Source organism: Halomonas colorata (assembly GCF_014897985.1).
Lineage (GTDB): Bacteria > Pseudomonadota > Gammaproteobacteria > Pseudomonadales > Halomonadaceae > Vreelandella > Vreelandella colorata.
Window position 1 is genome coordinate 1 of record NZ_JABUZA010000013.1, and the last position, 18124, is coordinate 18124.

16 protein-coding genes are annotated in these 18124 nt (G+C 52.0%); 8 read left to right on the top strand and 8 right to left on the bottom strand.

Annotated features, from left to right (window positions below):
* Nucleotides 1-296 precede the first annotated feature (296 nt).
* The 6 genes from INT33_RS08685 to INT33_RS08710 all read right to left on the bottom strand — a co-directional run bounded on the left by INT33_RS08685 (nt 297) and on the right by INT33_RS08710 (nt 8328).
* Nucleotides 297-1298 (bottom strand): adenosine deaminase, encoded by a 1002-nt coding sequence (locus INT33_RS08685; RefSeq protein WP_192538237.1) that lies wholly within the window; start codon nt 1296-1298, stop codon nt 297-299.
* A 32-nt stretch (nt 1299-1330) separates the two neighbouring features.
* Nucleotides 1331-3058 carry a thiol reductant ABC exporter subunit CydC gene (gene cydC / locus INT33_RS08690; protein WP_193091657.1) on the bottom strand — a complete coding sequence of 576 codons (1728 nt, stop codon included), beginning with the start codon at nt 3056-3058 and terminating at the stop codon, nt 1331-1333.
* Nucleotides 3048-4712 carry a thiol reductant ABC exporter subunit CydD gene (gene cydD / locus INT33_RS08695; RefSeq protein WP_193091658.1) on the bottom strand — a complete coding sequence of 555 codons (1665 nt, stop codon included), beginning with the start codon at nt 4710-4712 and terminating at the stop codon, nt 3048-3050. Before cydD ends, cydC begins: the two co-directional genes overlap by 11 nt.
* Nucleotides 4713-4727: 15 nt before the next feature.
* Nucleotides 4728-5729 carry a cytochrome d ubiquinol oxidase subunit II gene (gene cydB, locus INT33_RS08700; RefSeq protein ID WP_192538240.1) on the bottom strand — a complete coding sequence of 334 codons (1002 nt, stop codon included), beginning with the start codon at nt 5727-5729 and terminating at the stop codon, nt 4728-4730.
* A 3-nt stretch (nt 5730-5732) separates the two neighbouring features.
* Nucleotides 5733-7148, bottom strand: coding sequence for a cytochrome ubiquinol oxidase subunit I (locus INT33_RS08705; protein ID WP_192538241.1), 1416 nt, complete (start codon nt 7146-7148; stop codon nt 5733-5735).
* Between the two features lie 205 nt (nt 7149-7353).
* Nucleotides 7354-8328: a calcium/sodium antiporter gene (locus tag INT33_RS08710; RefSeq protein WP_192538242.1), complete on the bottom strand. Its 975-nt coding sequence runs from the start codon at nt 8326-8328 to the stop codon at nt 7354-7356.
* A 187-nt stretch (nt 8329-8515) separates the two neighbouring features.
* On the opposite strand from INT33_RS08710, the gene INT33_RS08715 reads away from it, so the two are divergent.
* The 8 genes from INT33_RS08715 to INT33_RS08750 all read left to right on the top strand — a co-directional run bounded on the left by INT33_RS08715 (nt 8516) and on the right by INT33_RS08750 (nt 16957).
* On the top strand, nt 8516-9856 hold the full coding sequence (locus INT33_RS08715; protein WP_193091698.1) for a paraquat-inducible protein A: 1341 nt from the start codon (nt 8516-8518) through the stop codon (nt 9854-9856).
* The gene (gene pqiB / locus INT33_RS08720) at nt 9856-11529 is read left to right on the top strand and encodes an intermembrane transport protein PqiB (RefSeq protein WP_193091659.1); all 1674 of its coding nucleotides are present in this window, start codon (nt 9856-9858) and stop codon (nt 11527-11529) included. Before INT33_RS08715 ends, pqiB begins: the two co-directional genes overlap by 1 nt.
* Nucleotides 11530-11542: 13 nt before the next feature.
* Entirely contained in the window at nt 11543-12157 is a 615-nt protein-coding gene (locus INT33_RS08725) for a PqiC family protein (protein WP_192538244.1), read from the top strand.
* A gap of 335 nt (nt 12158-12492) precedes the next feature.
* Nucleotides 12493-13746, top strand: a complete 1254-nt coding sequence (locus INT33_RS08730; protein ID WP_192538245.1) for a DEAD/DEAH box helicase — start codon at nt 12493-12495, stop codon at nt 13744-13746.
* A gap of 78 nt (nt 13747-13824) precedes the next feature.
* Nucleotides 13825-14328 carry a hypothetical protein gene (locus tag INT33_RS08735; protein WP_192538246.1) on the top strand — a complete coding sequence of 168 codons (504 nt, stop codon included), beginning with the start codon at nt 13825-13827 and terminating at the stop codon, nt 14326-14328.
* A gap of 6 nt (nt 14329-14334) precedes the next feature.
* The gene (locus INT33_RS08740; protein WP_193091660.1) at nt 14335-15534 is read left to right on the top strand and encodes an MFS transporter; all 1200 of its coding nucleotides are present in this window, start codon (nt 14335-14337) and stop codon (nt 15532-15534) included.
* 43 nt (nt 15535-15577) lie between these two features.
* The gene (locus INT33_RS08745; RefSeq protein WP_193091661.1) at nt 15578-16648 is read left to right on the top strand and encodes an asparaginase; all 1071 of its coding nucleotides are present in this window, start codon (nt 15578-15580) and stop codon (nt 16646-16648) included.
* A gap of 69 nt (nt 16649-16717) precedes the next feature.
* Nucleotides 16718-16957, top strand: a complete 240-nt coding sequence (locus INT33_RS08750; RefSeq protein WP_193091662.1) for a DUF2789 domain-containing protein — start codon at nt 16718-16720, stop codon at nt 16955-16957.
* Nucleotides 16958-16992: 35 nt separating this feature from the next.
* Here the strand turns inward: INT33_RS08750 and INT33_RS08755 are convergent, their stop codons facing one another.
* The gene (locus tag INT33_RS08755; RefSeq protein ID WP_193091663.1) at nt 16993-17658 is read right to left on the bottom strand and encodes a VTT domain-containing protein; all 666 of its coding nucleotides are present in this window, start codon (nt 17656-17658) and stop codon (nt 16993-16995) included.
* Nucleotides 17651-18067 carry an SRPBCC family protein gene (locus tag INT33_RS08760; RefSeq protein ID WP_192538250.1) on the bottom strand — a complete coding sequence of 139 codons (417 nt, stop codon included), beginning with the start codon at nt 18065-18067 and terminating at the stop codon, nt 17651-17653. The genes INT33_RS08755 and INT33_RS08760 overlap by 8 nt, the downstream gene beginning before the upstream one ends.
* Between the last annotated feature and the right edge of the window lie 57 nt (nt 18068-18124).

Here is an 18124-nt window from a genome sequence, read left to right on the forward strand (position 1 = left end):
CCCGAAGATAACAAAAGCGAATCAAACTTGGCTCAAGGTTCAAACGAATAGTACTGCAATATTCCGAAGAATATTACTGTGTTCGCCTGCCTTGATATTTGGTGACTTGTCACCCTCATCGGCAAACGCCCACATGAATTACCTGATCAAATTATTAAAGAGCTACCGAAGGACGCTGCCCGTTCGATGTGGGGCGTATTCTACCCAATTTCTCCGAAGGGTCAACCACTTTTTGCATTTCTTTTAAGACGATAGTGCATCTATAGAAGAAACGTCTTTCTTCCGGCTGCCTATAGCTATTCAGGCTTCACGGCAGCCAAGCGCGCGAGCAACTCCTGGCGTCTGGATTCAGACGTAAAGGCTTCGGTGATGGCATTGCGATTCAATTCGACAAAAGCGTCTTCATCCCAGCCAAATGCTTCAGCGCAAGCTATATGATTAGCCAACAGCCCACCACCGAAGTAGGCAGGGTCATCCGAACTGATGGTGACGTTTAGTCCTTTATCTAAAAGTGCTGGCAACGGATGGTCGATTAATTCATCAACCACCTTAAGACTAGTATTGGAAAGTGGACATACCGTGAGTACCGTTTGCTGCTCATAGAGGCGATCCACGACCTCATCACTTTCCAGGCAGCGGATGCCATGATCAATACGACAGACATCCAGCATATCCAACGCTTCGAGAATATACGCTGCAGGCCCTTCCTCTCCGGCATGAGCCACCCGAGCCAAGCCTATCTCTTTAGCACGGTTGAAAACGGCGACAAATTTAGAGGGCGGATGATCACGCTCAGCGCTATCCAGACCAATGGCATCCAGTAGCTTCCAATAGGGTGCCGCCTGCTCAAGCACCTGAAGCGCCTCATCGGCAGGTCTGTCGCGTAAAAATGCCATGATCAAACCAACACTTAGGTCTAGCGTTTGCTCGGCTTCTTCTTTGGCACGTAACAATCCGGCCATGACAACATCAAGTGCAATGCCACGCTGTAAGTGAGCCTGAGGGTCAAAATGCATATCAATGTGAACAACGCCTTCACTGCTGGCCCGCTTGAAATAATCCATGGCCAGATCAAAAAAATCCTGTTCGTGACAAAGAACATTCATGCCCTGGTAATACAGATTTAAAAACCCTTGCAGATCCTTGAACTGATACGCGGCCTTGGCTTCACCAACGGAGGCATACGGCAACGTGATGCTATTACGCTCCGCCAGCGCAAACATAAGCTCTGGCTCAAGAGAGCCCTCAATATGTAAATGAAGCTCGATTTTAGGAAGACGGCGTAAAAAATCCTGCATGACTTTTCCTTAGCGCTCTTAGAGTAAGCGCATTACTTTCTTTGACTGAGCTCTCCAGCACTTAGGTGCCAGTGGTGACTTATCTGATGTGCTAGTCCGCCAATCAAGCCGTGGTGAACAAAAAAGATAACGGTGCGCCCTGCTAACCACTTAGAAAGCGCATTGGCCACCTTTTCAGCAGTGTCATGATCGATCGCGGCAAAGGGCTCATCCAGAATAACCACCGAGGGATCCATTAATAATAGCCGAGCGAGTGCAACGCGTCGGGCTTGGCCACCCGAAAGCTGCTGGCCCCGCTCACCTACCGGCGTTTGCAGCTGCCTGGGAAGTGATTGAACCCACTCATCCAGCGCCATCGCCTCAAGCACATCCCACAGCTCGGCGTCGCTGGCATCAGAATTGCCTAGACGCAGATTATCTTCCAGCGAAGCATCAAAAAGATCCACCTGCTGCGTCAGCAATGCAACACGCTGGGATCGCTGACATTCAGGCACCCTAACAGGCAAGCAGTCACCTACGCTAACATCGCCGCTAGACGCTACAAGGCGGCCGGTTAAAAGCGCCGCCAAGGTACTTTTACCTGCACCGGAACGCCCCGTAATAAGCGCCTGCTCGCCTGGCATAAGCTGAAATGACACGTTAACAAGCGCTGGCTCTATACTGCCAGAATAGCGATAGGTTACATGATCCAACGACAAGTCAAGGCCGCGGGCGGGTAAGGACTGATCCTTATCCAATACCCCTTCAGACCCTAGTGCATTTAACCGCTCTGCCGCGGCGACGCTGCCACCCAAGCGCGCAAAAGCGCCAGGAAGCGGAGTGAAAACCTCATTAATACCCAGAAGCACCAGCAGCAGCATCACAAGAATAGGCCCGGCGATGACATCACTTGCCACCATCATACCGCCTACCCATACCATCCATAGCAACAAAAGCCCGGTAATGACGCCAATAATACTGTTACCCAAGGCAACGCTGCGCCCAAGGCGACGCTGATTATCTAACGCCGCCATTTCATGTGCCTGCACTTGATTTCGGTGCCAAGTGGCCGTGCGATAAGCTATCAGCTCCGCAGAGGCCTGCAACTGATCAACCACTAACCGGCGAAGCCCTTCTTGATCAGCCACCTGGCGATGGCTATGCGCAAAGCTTAAGCGCGCCACTCCATAAGTAAGGCCCAACCAAAGGAGAAGCAGTACACCCCCTACCCAAAGCGCAACGCCGGGCAGCCAAATGGCAATAAAGAGACTTACGCCAGCAATGACCAGCAGACTAACCAGCGGTGGCATCAACAGCCGCAGATATAAATTATCCAACGCATCGATATCGGCGGTTAAGCGGCCCAACCAATCACTCACACGCTGGCGCCGTAAGGCAGCCTCATCTAACTGCATTAACTGCCCAAAAACCCGATAACGCAGATCGGCCAACAGGCGCAGCACTGTATTGTGGTTGTAAAGACGCTCAATATAGCGGGCAACCGTACGTAACAGCGCAAAAAACCGGATACCCCCACCCGGCACATACACATCCAATCTAGCGGGCATCCCCAACAAAAAGGCGATACCGGTTAACGCACAAGCAGTAATAAACCAGCCGGAAAGCCCTAATAGTGCAAGACCAGCAGCAAGGGTTAACCAAATGAGCAAAGCGCCCAGCATAAACTTTTGTCGGCGCTTCACCATTAGCGCCACCCAAGGCAACAGCGCACGTCGCGCTTGGGATAGCATGGCCACAGAAGATGACGCGTTATGTTTCATAACTTATCTCCTCCAGGTGGCCATTACGCATTTCAAGATGCCGCTGAGCTGCCTTAATAGCAGCCGGGTGATGAGTCGCCATGACCATTGTGCGTCCTTGGGCCGCCCACGTAAGCAACGCCTGAATAACCACCTCTTCGGTTTCTGTATCCAGGCTTGCCGTTGGTTCGTCGAGCAAGATCAAAGAGGCGTCACTCAAGTAAATACGTGCCAAGGCAAGGCGCTGCGCCTGGCCACCCGACAAGCCTAGTCCACGCTCACCTATCATTGAGTCCAAGCCATGGGGCAGCTTTTCTAACAGAGCCTTCAAGCCTGCCTGATGAAGCGCCTCCAGCATGGCCGGTGCACCTGCATGTGGGTTAGCTAAGTGCAAGTTATCAGCCAAACTGCCATGTAACAGACTTGGCTGCTGGTCGAGCCAGGCATAACGGGGTTGCGCTAGCTCCAGAGAGCCTTGAGATGGCATTAGAAAACCGGCCAACAGAGCCAGAAGCGTTGATTTACCGCTTCCCGACGGACCGCTAATGGCAATAATGCTACCTTTTTTCACCGTTAGATCAATCGGCCCTAACACCCGACCACGATTCGCGTACTCCACACTCACATTTTTCAATACGGCAATGTCATCGACCGCATCAGGCTCATTCAGAGAGCTTCGCTGCACGCTCGTTTCATTAAGCACTGTAATCAGACTTTCCGCCGCACCCAGCGCCGTTGCCCGGTCATGATAGTGCTGGGAAAGCGTCCTTAAGGGCTGAAAAAATTCTGGAGCAAGCAGCAATACAGCTAATCCAGAAAAGAGTGTTAGTGACGTTGCCGGCCCGTAATCGATATACCCAAGCAAGCCAAAACCCACGTACATCGCGATCACCGCAATAGCCACCGATGCAAAGAACTCAAGCACGGCAGAAGATAAAAAAGCCAGCCGGAGAGTCCGCATACTTAACCGACGGTAGTCATCAGTTGCCCACCATACATCTTTATGCGCACTCGCCGTTCTTCCGAATAGCTGAAGCGTACTCATTCCCCGCACGCGATCAAGAAAGTGGGCAGAAAGACGTGCCACAGCCGCAAACTGATCGCGATTAACCCGTTCAGCCCCCATACCCACCAGCGCCATGAATAGAGGAATGATCGGCGCGGAAATTAACAAAAACACAGCCACCAAATAATCAAGCCTGATCACGACCAAGAAAATCAGTAGTGGCAGCAAGGCGGTAATACGTAGCTGGGTATAAAAACGTGCGAAATAGCCATCCAGAGCTTCGATATTCTCCACGGCCTGAGTCGCCAAAGCCCCGCTTTGTTGGTAAGCCAGCCATACTGGCCCAAGCGCCCAACATTTATCTAGCACTTGGCGTCGCGCATGCTGGCGAATGCGCAAACTAGCCTCTAGGCTAATCGTTTCCTGTGCCCACTGACATATACCCCGCCCCAGCACACAAAGCGCCAGCAAAACCAGCACGTTAACAAGTTGATAAGGAGATTGCTGATGAACAGTAAGCTGCTCCACCAGCCACGCAAGACCGACTACGATGATAACCGTCTGCACGCCTGCTAAAACGCCAAGAAAAGCGGCGAGATGTAATCTTCGCCGCTCTAATGCTGCTAACGCTTTCAACCAGGAGCGAGCGGTCAACGACTGCTCTGTCATCTGGATGCCCCTGGCTTAGTGATATCCTTCACCCACACGCACCTTGCCGCGGAATACCCAGTATGTCCATGCGGTATATACCAGGATAATCGGGATAACAAAGAGTACGCCGATCAGAAGAAATAGCTGTGACTCAGGCGCCGACGCTGCATCCCACAGCGTGTAATTAGGCGGTACAATCATCGGCCATTGACTTACAATCAAACCAAGATAAGTGGACACATAGATGCCGATGGTAGCAAGAAAGGGATAGCTTTCACGTCGCTGCTTGACCGACCTAAATACCAGAAAGGCAAATAACAGCGCCATTGCCGGAAAGATCCAGATTAAACGAAGATTACCAAACCAGCGCTCCCAAACTACCTGATTTACAAAAGGCGTCCAGATACTGATGATGGCAAATACGACCAGCACCATGGCCAGCAAAATGGGAGTAATTTTATACGCCCATTCCTGCACATGCCCTTCAGATTTCAGAATAAGCCATGTAGAACCTAACAGCGCGTAACCTGCCATCAGACCCAAGCCGGTTACCACAGTAAAAGGCGTCAACCAATCAAACGCGCCGCCAGTATAAACAAAATTCTCGGTTTGGAATCCCTGAATATAAGCCCCCACAACGACCCCTTGAGCAAAGGCCGCAATTGCGGAACCCCAGCTAAAGGCACGATTCCACCAGTGCCGGTTACGGCGTGACTTAAAGCGAAACTCAAACGCGATACCGCGAAAAATCAAACCGGCCAGCATAAGAAACACACCCAGATAAAGCGCTGGCAGAAAGATCGAATAGACCAAGGGAAACGCCGCTAGTAGGCCAGCCCCCCCCAGCACCAGCCAGGTTTCGTTTCCATCCCATACCGGCGCGATGGAGTTCATCATTACGTCACGAGAGTCTTCATCCGGGGCGAACGGGAATAGAATGCCTAACCCCAGGTCAAAACCATCCATCAATACGTACATGATGACGCCAAACCCAATAATCCCAGCCCAAATAATCGATAGATCAAACATTTCCATGATTTAGCTCCTCACCGGGTCAACGTCGTCATCAAAGGGAGTATGGGCCGCAGATAACGGGCGTTTGGGGCGGTCGGCATCTCGGTCAGCCGATGCCTGTGCATGCTCGGGCAGCATGCCATTACGCACCACGCGGGTTATATAATAGATACCGGCGTAAAAGACGACGGCATACACCAACACATAACCAATTAACGTAGCCAAGGCCATCCAACCGGTCAGCGAAGGAGTAACCCCTTCTGCATGCGTCATCACTCCGTATACTAGCCAAGGTGCACGGCCCGATTCGGTAACTACCCAGCCTGCAAGAACGGCGATAAAAGGTAGAGAAATCATGCCCACCAGTGTCTTAAGAAATACTGGACTCTCATAGATACGACCTTTACGGCGCAGGAGAAGGCCAACAAATGCGGTTGCAATCATTAACAGGCCAATACCCACCATTACCCGGAAAGACCAGAAAACGAGCATGACAGGCGGCTGCTCCTCAGGCGGTACCTCGCTAATGCCTGGAATTTCACCATCAAATGAGTGCGTCAAAATGAGGCTTGCCAGATTGGGAATGCCAATAGCCAAGCGGTTTTCCTGAGCCTCCTGATCCGGCAGCGCAAACAACAGTAAGGGCACGTTAGTCGCCGTTTCCCAGTGACCTTCCATTGCTGCCACCTTAGTAGGCTGATGTTCAAGCGTATTTAGGCCATGATAATCGCCTACTACTGCCTGAAGAGGCGTCAAAAACAGCAGTAGCCATAAACACATTGAAAGCGCACGCCGATTGGCCTCTGGATCACGACCACGCAGCAAGAACCATGCGCTCACGCCGGCAACGACAAAACCACCGGTAATAAAGGAAGCCATTGCCATATGCGCAAAGCGATAAGGGAAAGAGGGATTAAAAATTGCTTCGCTCCACGAGGTTACGTGGAAGCGGTTATCGATAAGCTCAACGCCTGCTGGCGTATGCATCCAGCTGTTAGCCGATAATATCCAGAAAGCAGAAATAAACGTTCCCACAGCTACCATGGTCGCAGCCAGCAAATGGATGCCCTGAGGCACTTTTCCACGGCCAAAAAGCAATATGCCCAAGAAAGCTGCTTCAAGGAAGAAAGCGGTCACCACTTCGTAGCTGAGCAATGGGCCAATGAAATTGGACGCCGCCAGAGAGAAGTTGCTCCAGTTCGTACCAAACTGGAACGACATCACAATTCCTGACACAACACCCATACCAAACACAACGGCAAACACTTTTGTCCAAAACAGCGCCAGCCGGTCCCAGGCCGGGTTTTGCGTTTTGAAAAAAAGTCCTTGTAATAGCGCAATATAAGACGCCAATCCAATCGTGAACACAGGGAATATAGTGTGAAAGCAGACAACAAATGCGAATTGGATTCGCGACAACATTAAGGGATCGAGTTCCATTACACGCTCCTAGGCCTGAATTGATATCCCATTCATGGTTAATACAAGCTTAGTTGTGCCTCGCGGGCTGTGCATTTTAGTTATAAGCACCTAAGCCTATTCTTTACTTATATTGTCATCTTACTGACTTACCTCTTACTATACACCGACCAATTTTCTTCAAAACGTGTCTCATTGACGCACATCAAATAACGCCGATAAATTATTAAGATAAAACTACAATACTCACCATATAGCCGGTATAAGCTATAAAAAGAGTAAATAGCACGCCGCCCTCCAAACGATTAATTCGGCGAGGGCGTCCACGCCAGGAAAATGCGAACAGGATCATCAGCAGTGTCATACAAGTCATGATGCTCCAATCACGCACCAGCACTTCGCGGCCTGCATCGATCGGGGCAATAACCCCCGCCAATCCGACCACCGCCAAACTATTAAACAAGTTAGAACCCACGACATTGCCCAGCACCATGTCGTGCTCTTTACGGCGCAGCGCACTAATTGATGAGGCAAGTTCCGGCAACGATGTGCCTACCGCCACGACGGTTAAACCGATAATCAGGTCGCTCACTCCAAAACGTTGAGCAATTTCGACCGCTCCCCATACCAACATGCGCGAGCTAACAATCAAAAATACCAAGCCAACCAATGTCCACATAATAGCTTTGCCACGTGACATGGACTTACTATCGAGCGATTCAGACACATCATCGACAAGTGAGTCGTCTTGCTGTTTTTTCGAGCGGATGATACTAAAACCAATAAACACGGCCAGGGTCACTAGCAAGACAGCCGCCTCCCAACGTGCAACCCAACCGTCCCATAGCATGAGACCGGTAATAAGCGTGACCAGTATGAGAAACGGCATCTCTTTACGGATAACGCTTGAGTGCACGGCCAAGGGAGCGATGAGCGCCACAAACCCCAATACCAGGCCAATATTGGCAATATTGGAACCATAGGCATTGCCTACCGCCAACCCTGGATTACCTTGTAAGGCAGCTAATACAGACACCATCATTTCTGGCGCTGAGGTACCAAACCCAATCACCAGCATACCGATCAGCAAGGGGGAGAGGCCGAGCCAGCGTGAGGTAGCGGCAGCGCCGTCAACAAACTTCTCAGCACTCCAGATCAATAACACCAATCCTACCAATACCGCTAGAACAGGAAGCAACATTTCATTTCCTTATTGAACAAATATTAGGCACTATCGCGGCTGCATCCTTGACTAACCCGATGCTCCGGTCAAGTACGATATAAGCTATTATTTGTCTAAGCCGGATTTGTAAGCTAAATGGCCTAGACTCTGTTAGTTTTACTTTGAATTCGCATTGAGAGTGTCGCATTTGCCCCACTATCGTTTGATGAAACGCCCTTCACTTCCGGTCAATACGCCTCTGGTAGATCGCTTACCGCCTGAAACCCGTGTTCAGCGCAGGCGCTTACGAGCATGCCATGAGTGTGACTGGATTTCGGCATTACCCCCCTTAGGGTCTGGAGAAAAGGCCAGCTGCCCGCGATGCTCGCATGTATTGGTCAAACGTCACCGCTACTCAGCTCAGCGTAGTATGGCATTAGCTATTGCGGCACTTATTGCATTAATAGTGGCAGTATCGTTTCCGTTTGTGAGTTTCAACGTTAGCGGTGTTGGGAACCGTATTGAGCTATCGCAGACCGCAACCACCCTTATTGCCTTTCATCAGCCCGTGGTTGCCATCATTGTTATTATGACCATTGCCGTTCTACCAGCGGTTTACCTGCTCAGTGTTATCTGGCTACAGTTTGGTCTTTTGCATGGCAAGCCTTTAGCATTTAGTCGCGATATTGCGCGCTCTCTTGCCCATCTGACGCCCTGGATGATGGCCGATGTATTTATTATTGGGGCGCTGGTAAGTTTGATCAAAGTAGCTGGCATGGCGGAGATAGAGCTAGGTATTTCATTCTGGGCATTTTGCGTCTTTGCGATACTTTTATTAATGACCACTCAATCAATTGATGCCGACTGGATGTGGTTCTCTTTAGAAGGGGAGCCCCTTGCCCCGGAAGGCACACAAACTGGAATGACCGCATCCCGCCAGGACCTTACAGGATGCCCTACCTGTGGGCTTATCAATGCGTTTTCCCGCGGACGCAAGTCACGCTGTATCCGATGCCATGAAAAGCTCCACCATCGATTACCGTTTAGCTTACAGCGTACCTGGGCGCTGCTCGGCGCTGCCACCATCATGTATATTCCGGCCAATGTTTATCCTATTATGACCACCACCAGCCTAGGGCACAGCGGCTCATCTACGATTATTGGTGGCGTGGTTCAGCTCATGCAAATGGGCTCCTGGCCAGTGGCGGCGGTTATTTTTATTGCCAGCGTTATCGTACCGGTAGGTAAGCTGCTTGCACTTTCATGGCTATGCATTGCGGTACAGCGCAGCGGCCGTCCCAACACCATTAGCCGCACCAAGCTTTATCGAATAACCGAATTCATTGGGCGCTGGTCAATGGTCGATGTATTTGTGGTCGCTATTCTGGTTGCCTTGATTCGCGCTGGCTCACTCATGTCGATTACCCCCGGCCCTGCCGCACTGGCATTTTCCTCAGTGGTGGTTTTGACTATGCTCGCCGCCATGACTTTTGACCCCCGTTTAATATGGGATGCCCCCGAAACCAAGGCATCCACACCAGATAATCGCCACTCAGGGAGCCATTAATGGGTAATGATACCCCGATAAACAATGAGCAAGAGCCCGACCTGAACAAGGCCAAGTCTTCTCGGCAAACTCGCCTTTCGCCCATATGGATTGTGCCTATCGTGGCCATCATTATTGGGTTATGGCTGGTATATGATAACTACACCAGCCGCGGTACGCTGATCACCTTGACCATGAACAATGCTGAAGGTATCGAAGCGGGTAACACCCTCATTCGTAGCCGCAATGTTGAAATTGGGCTAGTGCAAAACGTTCAGCTCTCTGAAGATTTGAGCAGTGCCGTTATCACGGCTCGAATTCAGCCCCAGGCCGACAAACTGTTGCGCGAGGATAGCCGCTTCTGGGTTGTTAAACCGCGCATTGGAAGGGAAGGCATTAGCGGCCTGGGTACTGTACTCTCAGGCGCCTATATTCAGCTTGAACCTGGAACCTCCGAAGAGCAGCGCCGCGAATTCCCGGTTAGCGATGTGCCACCGGTCGCGACGGCAGGTATGGCGGGTCTCAATATCAGTTTAATTAGCCAGTTGGGCAACTCACTGCGCGTGGGCGACCCGGTTTCTTACCAAGGTTATACTGTTGGCCGGGTGGAAGAAGCCAGCTTCGATCCTGAATCACGCACCATGCAGCATCAGGTTTTTATTGAAGAGCCTTATGCGCAGCTAGTTACCGACAGCACGCGCTTCTGGTCGTCCAGCGGCGTAGATTTTCGTCTGGATGCCAATGGCTTTCGAGTGAACGTCGAATCCCTGGAAGCGCTGCTGGGTGGCGGCGTGACGTTTGGCGTGCCTGAAGATTTACCTATGGGCAGAAAGGTCGAAGCTGGCGCCCAGTTTAATCTTTATGCTGATGAAGATGACGCTCGCGAAGGCACCTTTAACCGCTATTTAGAGTACGTCTTATTGGTTGATGATACGGTTCGTGGGCTTTCACGCGGGGCACCCGTTGAGTTTCGCGGCGTTCGAATGGGTACCGTAGCGGCGGTACCCTGGAACTTTACGGCGCCACAACCAGACTCCCGTGCCCGTTTTGCAATTCCCGTGCTGATTCGCATTGAGCCACAGCGCTTGGGCATCGAAAACACAGATGTCGACCTGGAAGAGTGGGAAGCCCGCCTTAATCGCTTGTTTAGCATAGGGCTTCGCGCCTCGCTTAAAAACGGCAACCTATTAACCGGAGCGCTATTTGTCGATCTTAATTTTCAACGCGATTCAGAAGAGAGATATATCGCTGAAACGTTTTCAAACCGAACGGTTTTCCCCACCGTGGCGGGAGGATTTGCTCAAATTCAGGCGCAAATCACCAGTTTGCTGGATAAATTAAACGCGCTTGAAGTAGAACCCTTGCTCGCCGGACTGGATCGTAATCTGCAGGCTTCTGAACGAATGCTTGATGAAGTGCGTGACGTCAGCACATCGCTTAACCAGCTGTTAAATGATCCTGAAACCCAGGCGGTGGGCGGCAATCTCAATGCAACGCTTGAAGAGCTTCGCAACACGCTGCAAGGTGTTTCGCCCTCTTCGCCAGCGTACCAGGATCTTACTTCAGCCATTGAGCGACTGGACCGGTTAATGCGTGATCTTCAACCACTGACCCGCACCCTGAATGATAATCCGCGGGCACTGCTGTTTGATAACCTGGATGCTCAAGATCCGATACCGCGTGCACCGCGCTAAGAAGGACAACGTTATGCGCTTACTATCTACAAACCGCTTATCGCTACTGAGTTTGAAAGGCTTATCGCTGCTGGTCGCGTGCCTTATGCTTACCGCCTGTGCAAGCAGCGTCACTCCACCTGCGCGCTATATGCTACCCAACAGTCAGCTAGCCAATACGCCGAATAATCCTCAGGGCACGTTACAGCTGAGTTCGCCGCGGCTTGCCCACTACCTGGACGTCGATGGCATCATTATGCAGCTGGATGATATTACGCTTAACGAAGCGCGCGAACACCAGTGGGCTGAAAGCATTGGCCGCCAGCTTGCGCGCAGTTTGCGCACGCGCTTATCTCAAGAGCTGCCGCTGATTCGCGTGGTGCGTGACGATAGCAGCCAGCCCGAAGCGCTTAGCCTGCGCCTGGAAGTCGACCAGTTCCAGGGGCGTCACGACGGTTTGGCGATTGCAACCGGTCAATGGCAGTTGCGCAGTACCAGCAACGAGCTGCTTGCCATGAAGACCTTTGCAGCACAAACGGCGCTGGATGACGACGGCTACCCCGCTTTGGTGCGCGCCTTAGGCGCCAGCTGGGATGACGTGGCCGAACAAATTGCCGATCAGATACGTCAAGGCAACTATTTTAACTAATCAAGATCTCACTAAGCCTAGTCTCGTCAACCAAACGCGACAAGAATGCCCGCCTTGTACAATCTTCATGTTACACTGGCGGGCATATTATGGGTTGCAACCTATCGCAATGCCCGCTGTCAGTACTACCCACTGTTAAATGCCCGTCTCTTCCATACTGACCACACTATTTCGTTATGGTCATTCGTGGCTAATCAACGATCATCGCGGTGTAGCGAATTATCTGGCAAACTTCGCTGCCGCGATGATTATTATCCTCGCCTTTTGAAAAAAATACGCCTAGCAACAACGCTTTTTAAGCAGCTGTTGCCTTGCTAGGCGACTGCGGAGAACGCATGAGCTTTTCTGAACTTGGTCTGCATGAAGATTTATTACGCGCCGTTACGGCGCAAGGCTATACCCAGCCTACCCCGATCCAATTAAAGGCCATTCCGGTTGTTTTAGAAGGTCGCGATTTACTCGCGAGCGCCCAAACGGGCACAGGTAAAACGGCAGGTTTTACCCTGCCGATGCTGCAGCGCCTTTCAGGCGGCAAACGCCCCGAAAAACGCCAGGTTAGAGCGCTGGTGTTAACCCCAACGCGCGAGCTGGCAGCCCAGGTAGGGGAAAGTGTATCCACCTATGGCAAGCACCTCGCTTTACGCTCGCATACTATTTTTGGTGGCGTCGGCCAACAGCCTCAAGTCGATGCGATTAAAGCTGGCCTGGACGTATTGATTGCCACGCCGGGTCGCCTGCTGGACCTTCAGCAGCAGGGCCATGTCGATCTTTCGGCTATCGAAATTTTAGTGCTTGATGAAGCCGACCGCATGTTGGATATGGGATTTATTCACGATATTAAACGCGTGCTGCGCCTGGTGCCCAAGCAGCGTCAGAATCTGCTGTTCTCAGCCACGTTCTCCAATGAAATTCAAACGCTGGCCCAGCAGTTGCTAAATAACCCAGCGCTTATTGAAGTTGCTCCGCGTAACACGACCGCCGAAAAAATCGAACAGGCCGTTTACCGCGTCGACCGTGATAAAAAGCGCGAACTGCTGGCCCATCTGATTCAGCGCCATGGCTGGTTTCAGGTATTGGTTTTCACCCGTACCAAGCACGGAGCCAACCGGCTTGCCGAGCAGCTTTCCAAGCAAGACATTCCGGCCATGGCGATTCACGGCAATAAAAGCCAGGGCGCGCGTACACGAGCGCTGGGTGCGTTCAAAAGCGGTGATTTACAGGTACTGGTCGCCACCGATATCGCCGCGCGCGGGCTTGATATCAGCGAGCTCCCCCACGTAGTGAATTTTGAACTGCCTAACGTCGCCGAAGACTACGTACACCGCATTGGTCGTACAGGCCGGGCCGGCAGCAATGGCGCAGCAGTTTCATTAGTATGTGTCGATGAGCATGGGCTGCTGGGCAATATCGAGCGCTTAATCAAGCAAAACCTGACCAAGCATATCGAACCCGGCTTTGAGCCCGACCCGAACGCCAAACCCGAGCCCATCGAGAATGGCCGTCGTCAGCGCCAGCCTCAAGCTCGTCGTAAACCGAGTGGCGAAGCCGCAAAACCCAGCGGTGAACGCCGCCGGCGCGCGCGCCGCTAGCCCAGCGGGAAGGAATATGCGAAGGTTATGCCCTCGCATATTCCGATGCGTTGACTAACACATTTTCAGGGAGCGATCATGTCCTCATCTCAACTTATTGCTGACTACCGGCAGTGGCTTAGTTTTCAACGTCAAGAACAGCTTAGCCGTGAGCACCAGGGGATTTCGCAACGCCTGGAAGATGCCCGCGCCTCTTCAAAACAGGTCGTCCAGGCTTACCGCAGCATGGCGGAAAAAGCCTCGGCTGAAGGCGCCTGCTATCGCACACTGTTCCTACGTGAACGTGATGATAATGTAGCGCTACCCTGTGAAGGCTGGCTGTTTATTCGACGCGTTCTTAGTGAAGACAACAGCACCCGCGTACGCGCCACACTGATTGAGACGTTTACGCTTGAAGACGGCACTATTGGTCCAGGCGATAAACCCGCCCAAAAAGTGACGCTTGAAATCTACGATAAGCTGGATATCAATCAGGGCATGCGCACCAGCGTTCGCGTTGATTGCCTGGAAACACCACAGGACTACAACTTCATCACGCTACTTGATGCAGTTCGCGGTGATTTACGCCCCTACCTTAAGTAAGCAGCCATGATGTCCCGTCGTTCACTCACATTTATTTTATTGATGGTTGTCGTGGGGCTGAATTTACGCCCCGCGCTTTCCTCAGTGGCCCCTTTGCTAACGCGCTTACAAGAAACAGCGGGGCTTTCGGCCGCAGCTGCGGGGGTTCTTACTACCCTGCCCGTGCTGTTTTTGGGCTTATCAGCGCCAATGGCGCCTCTTTTAGCTCAGCGCCTGGGAAGTGAGCGTGCGCTTAGCACAGCGCTTTTATTGCTTGCAGCCGGCTTAATTCTGCGCGGCTTGCCACTGCCAGGTGTGTTGTTTATAGGCTCGGCCATGACCGGTGGCGCCATTGGGATCAGCGGCACCTTGTTGCCTGCGCTTGTTAAGCGCGAACTACCTGAAAGCGCCGACCTGCTGACCGGCCTTTATACCATGGCTCTCTGCCTGGGCGGGGCACTGGGGGCAGGTCTAAGCGTACCCCTTACCGATTGGCTGGGAAGCTGGCAAGCAAGTCTTATGAGCTGGGCATTGCTTGCCGTATTTGCACTCGCTCTTTGGCACTTTCAGATGCCTAACAGTCACACCCATCATGCGCCTCAAGTACCCACTACGGGTCTTTTACGATTACTGCGTAAACCGCTCACGTGGCATGTGATGTTGTTTATGGGCATTCAATCGTCGATGGCCTATATCGTATTTGGCTGGCTCCCTACGCTATTGGTAGACCGTGGCTACGATGAAGCCAGCGCGGGCTGGACAATGGCCGTTTCGATTATGTGCCAACTGGCTTCAGCCTTAGGCGCGCCGTGGCTTGCAAGGCTGGGCCACGACCAGCGACCAGCGCTTTTGCTGGTATTACTCAGTACGGCACTCGGGCTTTGGATGTTGCTAATCGCACCGTTGGCATGGAAATGGCCTGGCGCGTTTTTTTTAGGTCTGGGTCAAGGCGGTAGTTTCAGCATGGCGCTGAGCCTGCTTGTATTACGCACCGCCAATTCTCGCCTAGCAGGGCAGCTATCCGGTCTGGTGCAAGGCGGGGGATATATGATTGCCGCCATAGGCCCCTTTGGCGTCGGCTTACTAATTCAGTCTGGTATCCACGCTGACTATATTGCCTGGCTACTGATTCTGCTCGTTGGCATCTGTTGTGGGTTTGCCCTTCTGGTGGGACGCCAACGTCAGTTGGATGATCAAAATGGTGTTCTTCAGGTCCACCGTCTTTAAAAGCATTTTTTAAAAACATCACTGAAAGCGTTAGGAAGCCCGTATGAGTACCTTATCCCGCTTAGCCCAAGCGACCCCCACCCAAGAGCGCCTGCTGGTGATTTATACGGGTGGAACCATTGGTATGCAGCAGGCGGATAACGGGCTTACCCCCGGCGGTAATTTTGCTCAGCGTATGGCAAAAGCATTAAGCCAATTACCCGTCGTTCAGCAGCAGTTACTGCCAGCCTATGATGTTATTAGCTATGCCAATCTGATTGACTCCAGTACGGCGACTCCTCTTAACTGGCAGCAATTGGCAGATGATATTACATCACGTCTGACCGAGTATCGTGGCTTTGTGATCCTCCATGGAACCGATACGCTTAGCTGGTCCGCGGCTAGTCTCGCTTATCAACTTCAGGGCATTGACCGCCCCGTCGTACTAACGGGCGCGATGCTGCCGCTGGAAGCGCCTAATAGCGATGGACTGAATAATATACATGGTGCTTTACGCTTTGCGGCCACCGCCGAGCTGCAGGAAGTGGCTATCTATTTCGCCAACCGGCTAATGCGCGGCGTAAGAGCGATAAAGCACCACAGCAGCGCATTAACGGCATTTTCTACTCCCTGCTATCCGCTGCTTGGGGAACGTGTGGGCGACGATTTCGTCTACTACCCAAGCCGCGGGTTGGCTTTACAGCAGCGTGGTGCGCCACGTTTTGAACTAGCCGATTACCAGGGTCTGAGCCAAGGAGAAGTGGTGCGTATCGCTCTGTGGCCAGGTATGGCGGCCTGGCAACTGGATGCATGGTTAAATGATCCACGCGTTAAAGGGGCAGTATTGCAGCTCTGGGGGGCCGGCAATCTACCCAACGACCCGGCGTTGCTTAATATCCTGGCCACAGCCAGCGGTGAAGGGAAGCTGTTGGCGGCTATCAGCCTTTGCCCAGAGGGCAGCGTCCATATGGGCGCTTATGCGGCGGGTCAAGGTTTGGCGGATGCCGGAGTGTTATCGGGAGACGCCATGACGCCTGAGGCCACGTTTACCAAGCTGGTCCACCTGTTAGCCCAACCCATTGGCTTCGATGTGCAGCGCCAGCGTTTTCTCACCTCGCTAGTGGGTGAGCGCTAATAGCGCTTGCGAAATCAATAATTTACGCTAGGCTTAACCAGTAGCAACCTATTGAAGGAGCGCATAATTATGGAAAAGCCAGTGCATTTTTTTAGTGATCTTTTTGAACAGCTGGGCCTGCGCTCAGATCCAGATTCAATTGAGCAATTTATCAAGCGTCATCGTCCACTACCTAAGGATATGGCCCTGGCCGATGCTCCCTGCTGGAACGAAGGTCAAGCCGACTTCCTACGCGAAGCGATTGAAGACGATGCCGATTGGGCGGAGCTGGTTGACCACCTTGATGTAGCAATGCACCAGGACGGTTAAGTTTTTTTTATTACCATAGCACTTAACGTTTGTACTTAACGTTTGGGCGCTGCTCTCGAGCGGCGCTTGAACCAGGCCCCAACCAATAACAGAAGCGTTAATGCAAGAAGCGGCATCAGCACGTCAAACTGTAGTGCGTCTCCTTCCTCTATAGCTTCAATCGCCCCATATATAGCACTGCTATAAACCGCCCATTTAACCGATAGGCCCAAGGTCGCCGCGAGTAGAAAAACCGTTAGCGGAATACGGCTTAATCCAGCCGCAAAGTTGATCATCGCATGAGGAAAGCCAGGCAGGATGCGCAGCGCGCACTGAGTGAGTAGATCGCTTCTATCCTGAAGCGTTTTCATTATTTTAAGGGTCAATCCTTTCGGCTGCCATGCAGCGCTGGTGTGTGCCGCCAATTGATAGCCACCAAACGCCCCCGCCACACTTCCCAGGGTTAACAGACAAGTAGCGATTAGGGGCGGGTAAAAAGGCGCTATTAGCCACAAACCGATACTCGCTGGCAAGCCAGTGGCTAACGTGATCGCCATTATAAGTACCACCCCGGCAATGACCGCAGGATGGTGCATCCATTGCGCCATGCTATGCTTTACGGTCATTAAATCCGGTGAATAGCTAAACCATAAAAAGGCCACCAGAGCGATACACCCAACCGCTACGCCCAAGCGCCAGTAAAAGCCTAAGGCTTTATGCATTCAGTCGCGCCTCAACGCGCTCCAGAATTTGTCGGCTAACCTTGCCCACTAACGGCTTAGCGGCCTTATTAACGGCTTTTTCCATTAACCGATTACCTATTTCATAGCTGAGTGTTAATGAAACCTGCGTTCCTTCAGGCACTTCACGTAGCTGATAACGCCCCTGATTTTTTACCCCGCTAAGCGACTCCCACGCAAGTACATATGGCGCCTGAATCTCGGTCACTGCCACTTCAAACGCCCAGTCCATTCCCACTGCACGTACATGCCAGCGGTAGTGATTGTCACCCAGCGTATCAATGGAGCGTATTAAATCGGAATAATCTGCAAAATCTTCCACTCGGCGTAATAACTCAAACACACGCTCTGGCGCTGCATTAACAATTTCACTGTGTTCTATAGTGGCCATGATTGCCTCTAACCGCTTAAAATATGAGCTTAGCATGCTGCACAAACCGGGTCCTAC

Excerpts from the sequence above, each read along its gene's own strand:
- INT33_RS08685 (WP_192538237.1), bottom strand. The coding sequence starts at position 1,298 with ATGCAGGATTTTTTACGCCGTCTTCCTAAAATCGAGCTTCATTTACAT.
- INT33_RS08710 (WP_192538242.1), bottom strand. The coding sequence starts at position 8,328 with ATGTTGCTTCCTGTTCTAGCGGTATTGGTAGGATTGGTGTTATTGATC.
- cydD (WP_193091658.1), bottom strand. The coding sequence starts at position 4,712 with ATGACAGAGCAGTCGTTGACCGCTCGCTCCTGGTTGAAAGCGTTAGCA.
- INT33_RS08760 (WP_192538250.1), bottom strand. The coding sequence starts at position 18,067 with ATGGCCACTATAGAACACAGTGAAATTGTTAATGCAGCGCCAGAGCGT.
- cydC (WP_193091657.1), bottom strand. The coding sequence starts at position 3,058 with ATGAAACATAACGCGTCATCTTCTGTGGCCATGCTATCCCAAGCGCGA.
- INT33_RS08705 (WP_192538241.1), bottom strand. The coding sequence starts at position 7,148 with ATGGAACTCGATCCCTTAATGTTGTCGCGAATCCAATTCGCATTTGTT.
- INT33_RS08725 (WP_192538244.1), top strand. The coding sequence starts at position 11,543 with ATGCGCTTACTATCTACAAACCGCTTATCGCTACTGAGTTTGAAAGGC.
- INT33_RS08740 (WP_193091660.1), top strand. The coding sequence starts at position 14,335 with ATGATGTCCCGTCGTTCACTCACATTTATTTTATTGATGGTTGTCGTG.
- INT33_RS08750 (WP_193091662.1), top strand. The coding sequence starts at position 16,718 with ATGGAAAAGCCAGTGCATTTTTTTAGTGATCTTTTTGAACAGCTGGGC.
- INT33_RS08715 (WP_193091698.1), top strand. The coding sequence starts at position 8,516 with ATGAAACGCCCTTCACTTCCGGTCAATACGCCTCTGGTAGATCGCTTA.
- INT33_RS08730 (WP_192538245.1), top strand. The coding sequence starts at position 12,493 with ATGAGCTTTTCTGAACTTGGTCTGCATGAAGATTTATTACGCGCCGTT.
- INT33_RS08745 (WP_193091661.1), top strand. The coding sequence starts at position 15,578 with ATGAGTACCTTATCCCGCTTAGCCCAAGCGACCCCCACCCAAGAGCGC.
- pqiB (WP_193091659.1), top strand. The coding sequence starts at position 9,856 with ATGGGTAATGATACCCCGATAAACAATGAGCAAGAGCCCGACCTGAAC.
- INT33_RS08755 (WP_193091663.1), bottom strand. The coding sequence starts at position 17,658 with ATGCATAAAGCCTTAGGCTTTTACTGGCGCTTGGGCGTAGCGGTTGGG.
- cydB (WP_192538240.1), bottom strand. The coding sequence starts at position 5,729 with ATGGAAATGTTTGATCTATCGATTATTTGGGCTGGGATTATTGGGTTT.
- INT33_RS08735 (WP_192538246.1), top strand. The coding sequence starts at position 13,825 with ATGTCCTCATCTCAACTTATTGCTGACTACCGGCAGTGGCTTAGTTTT.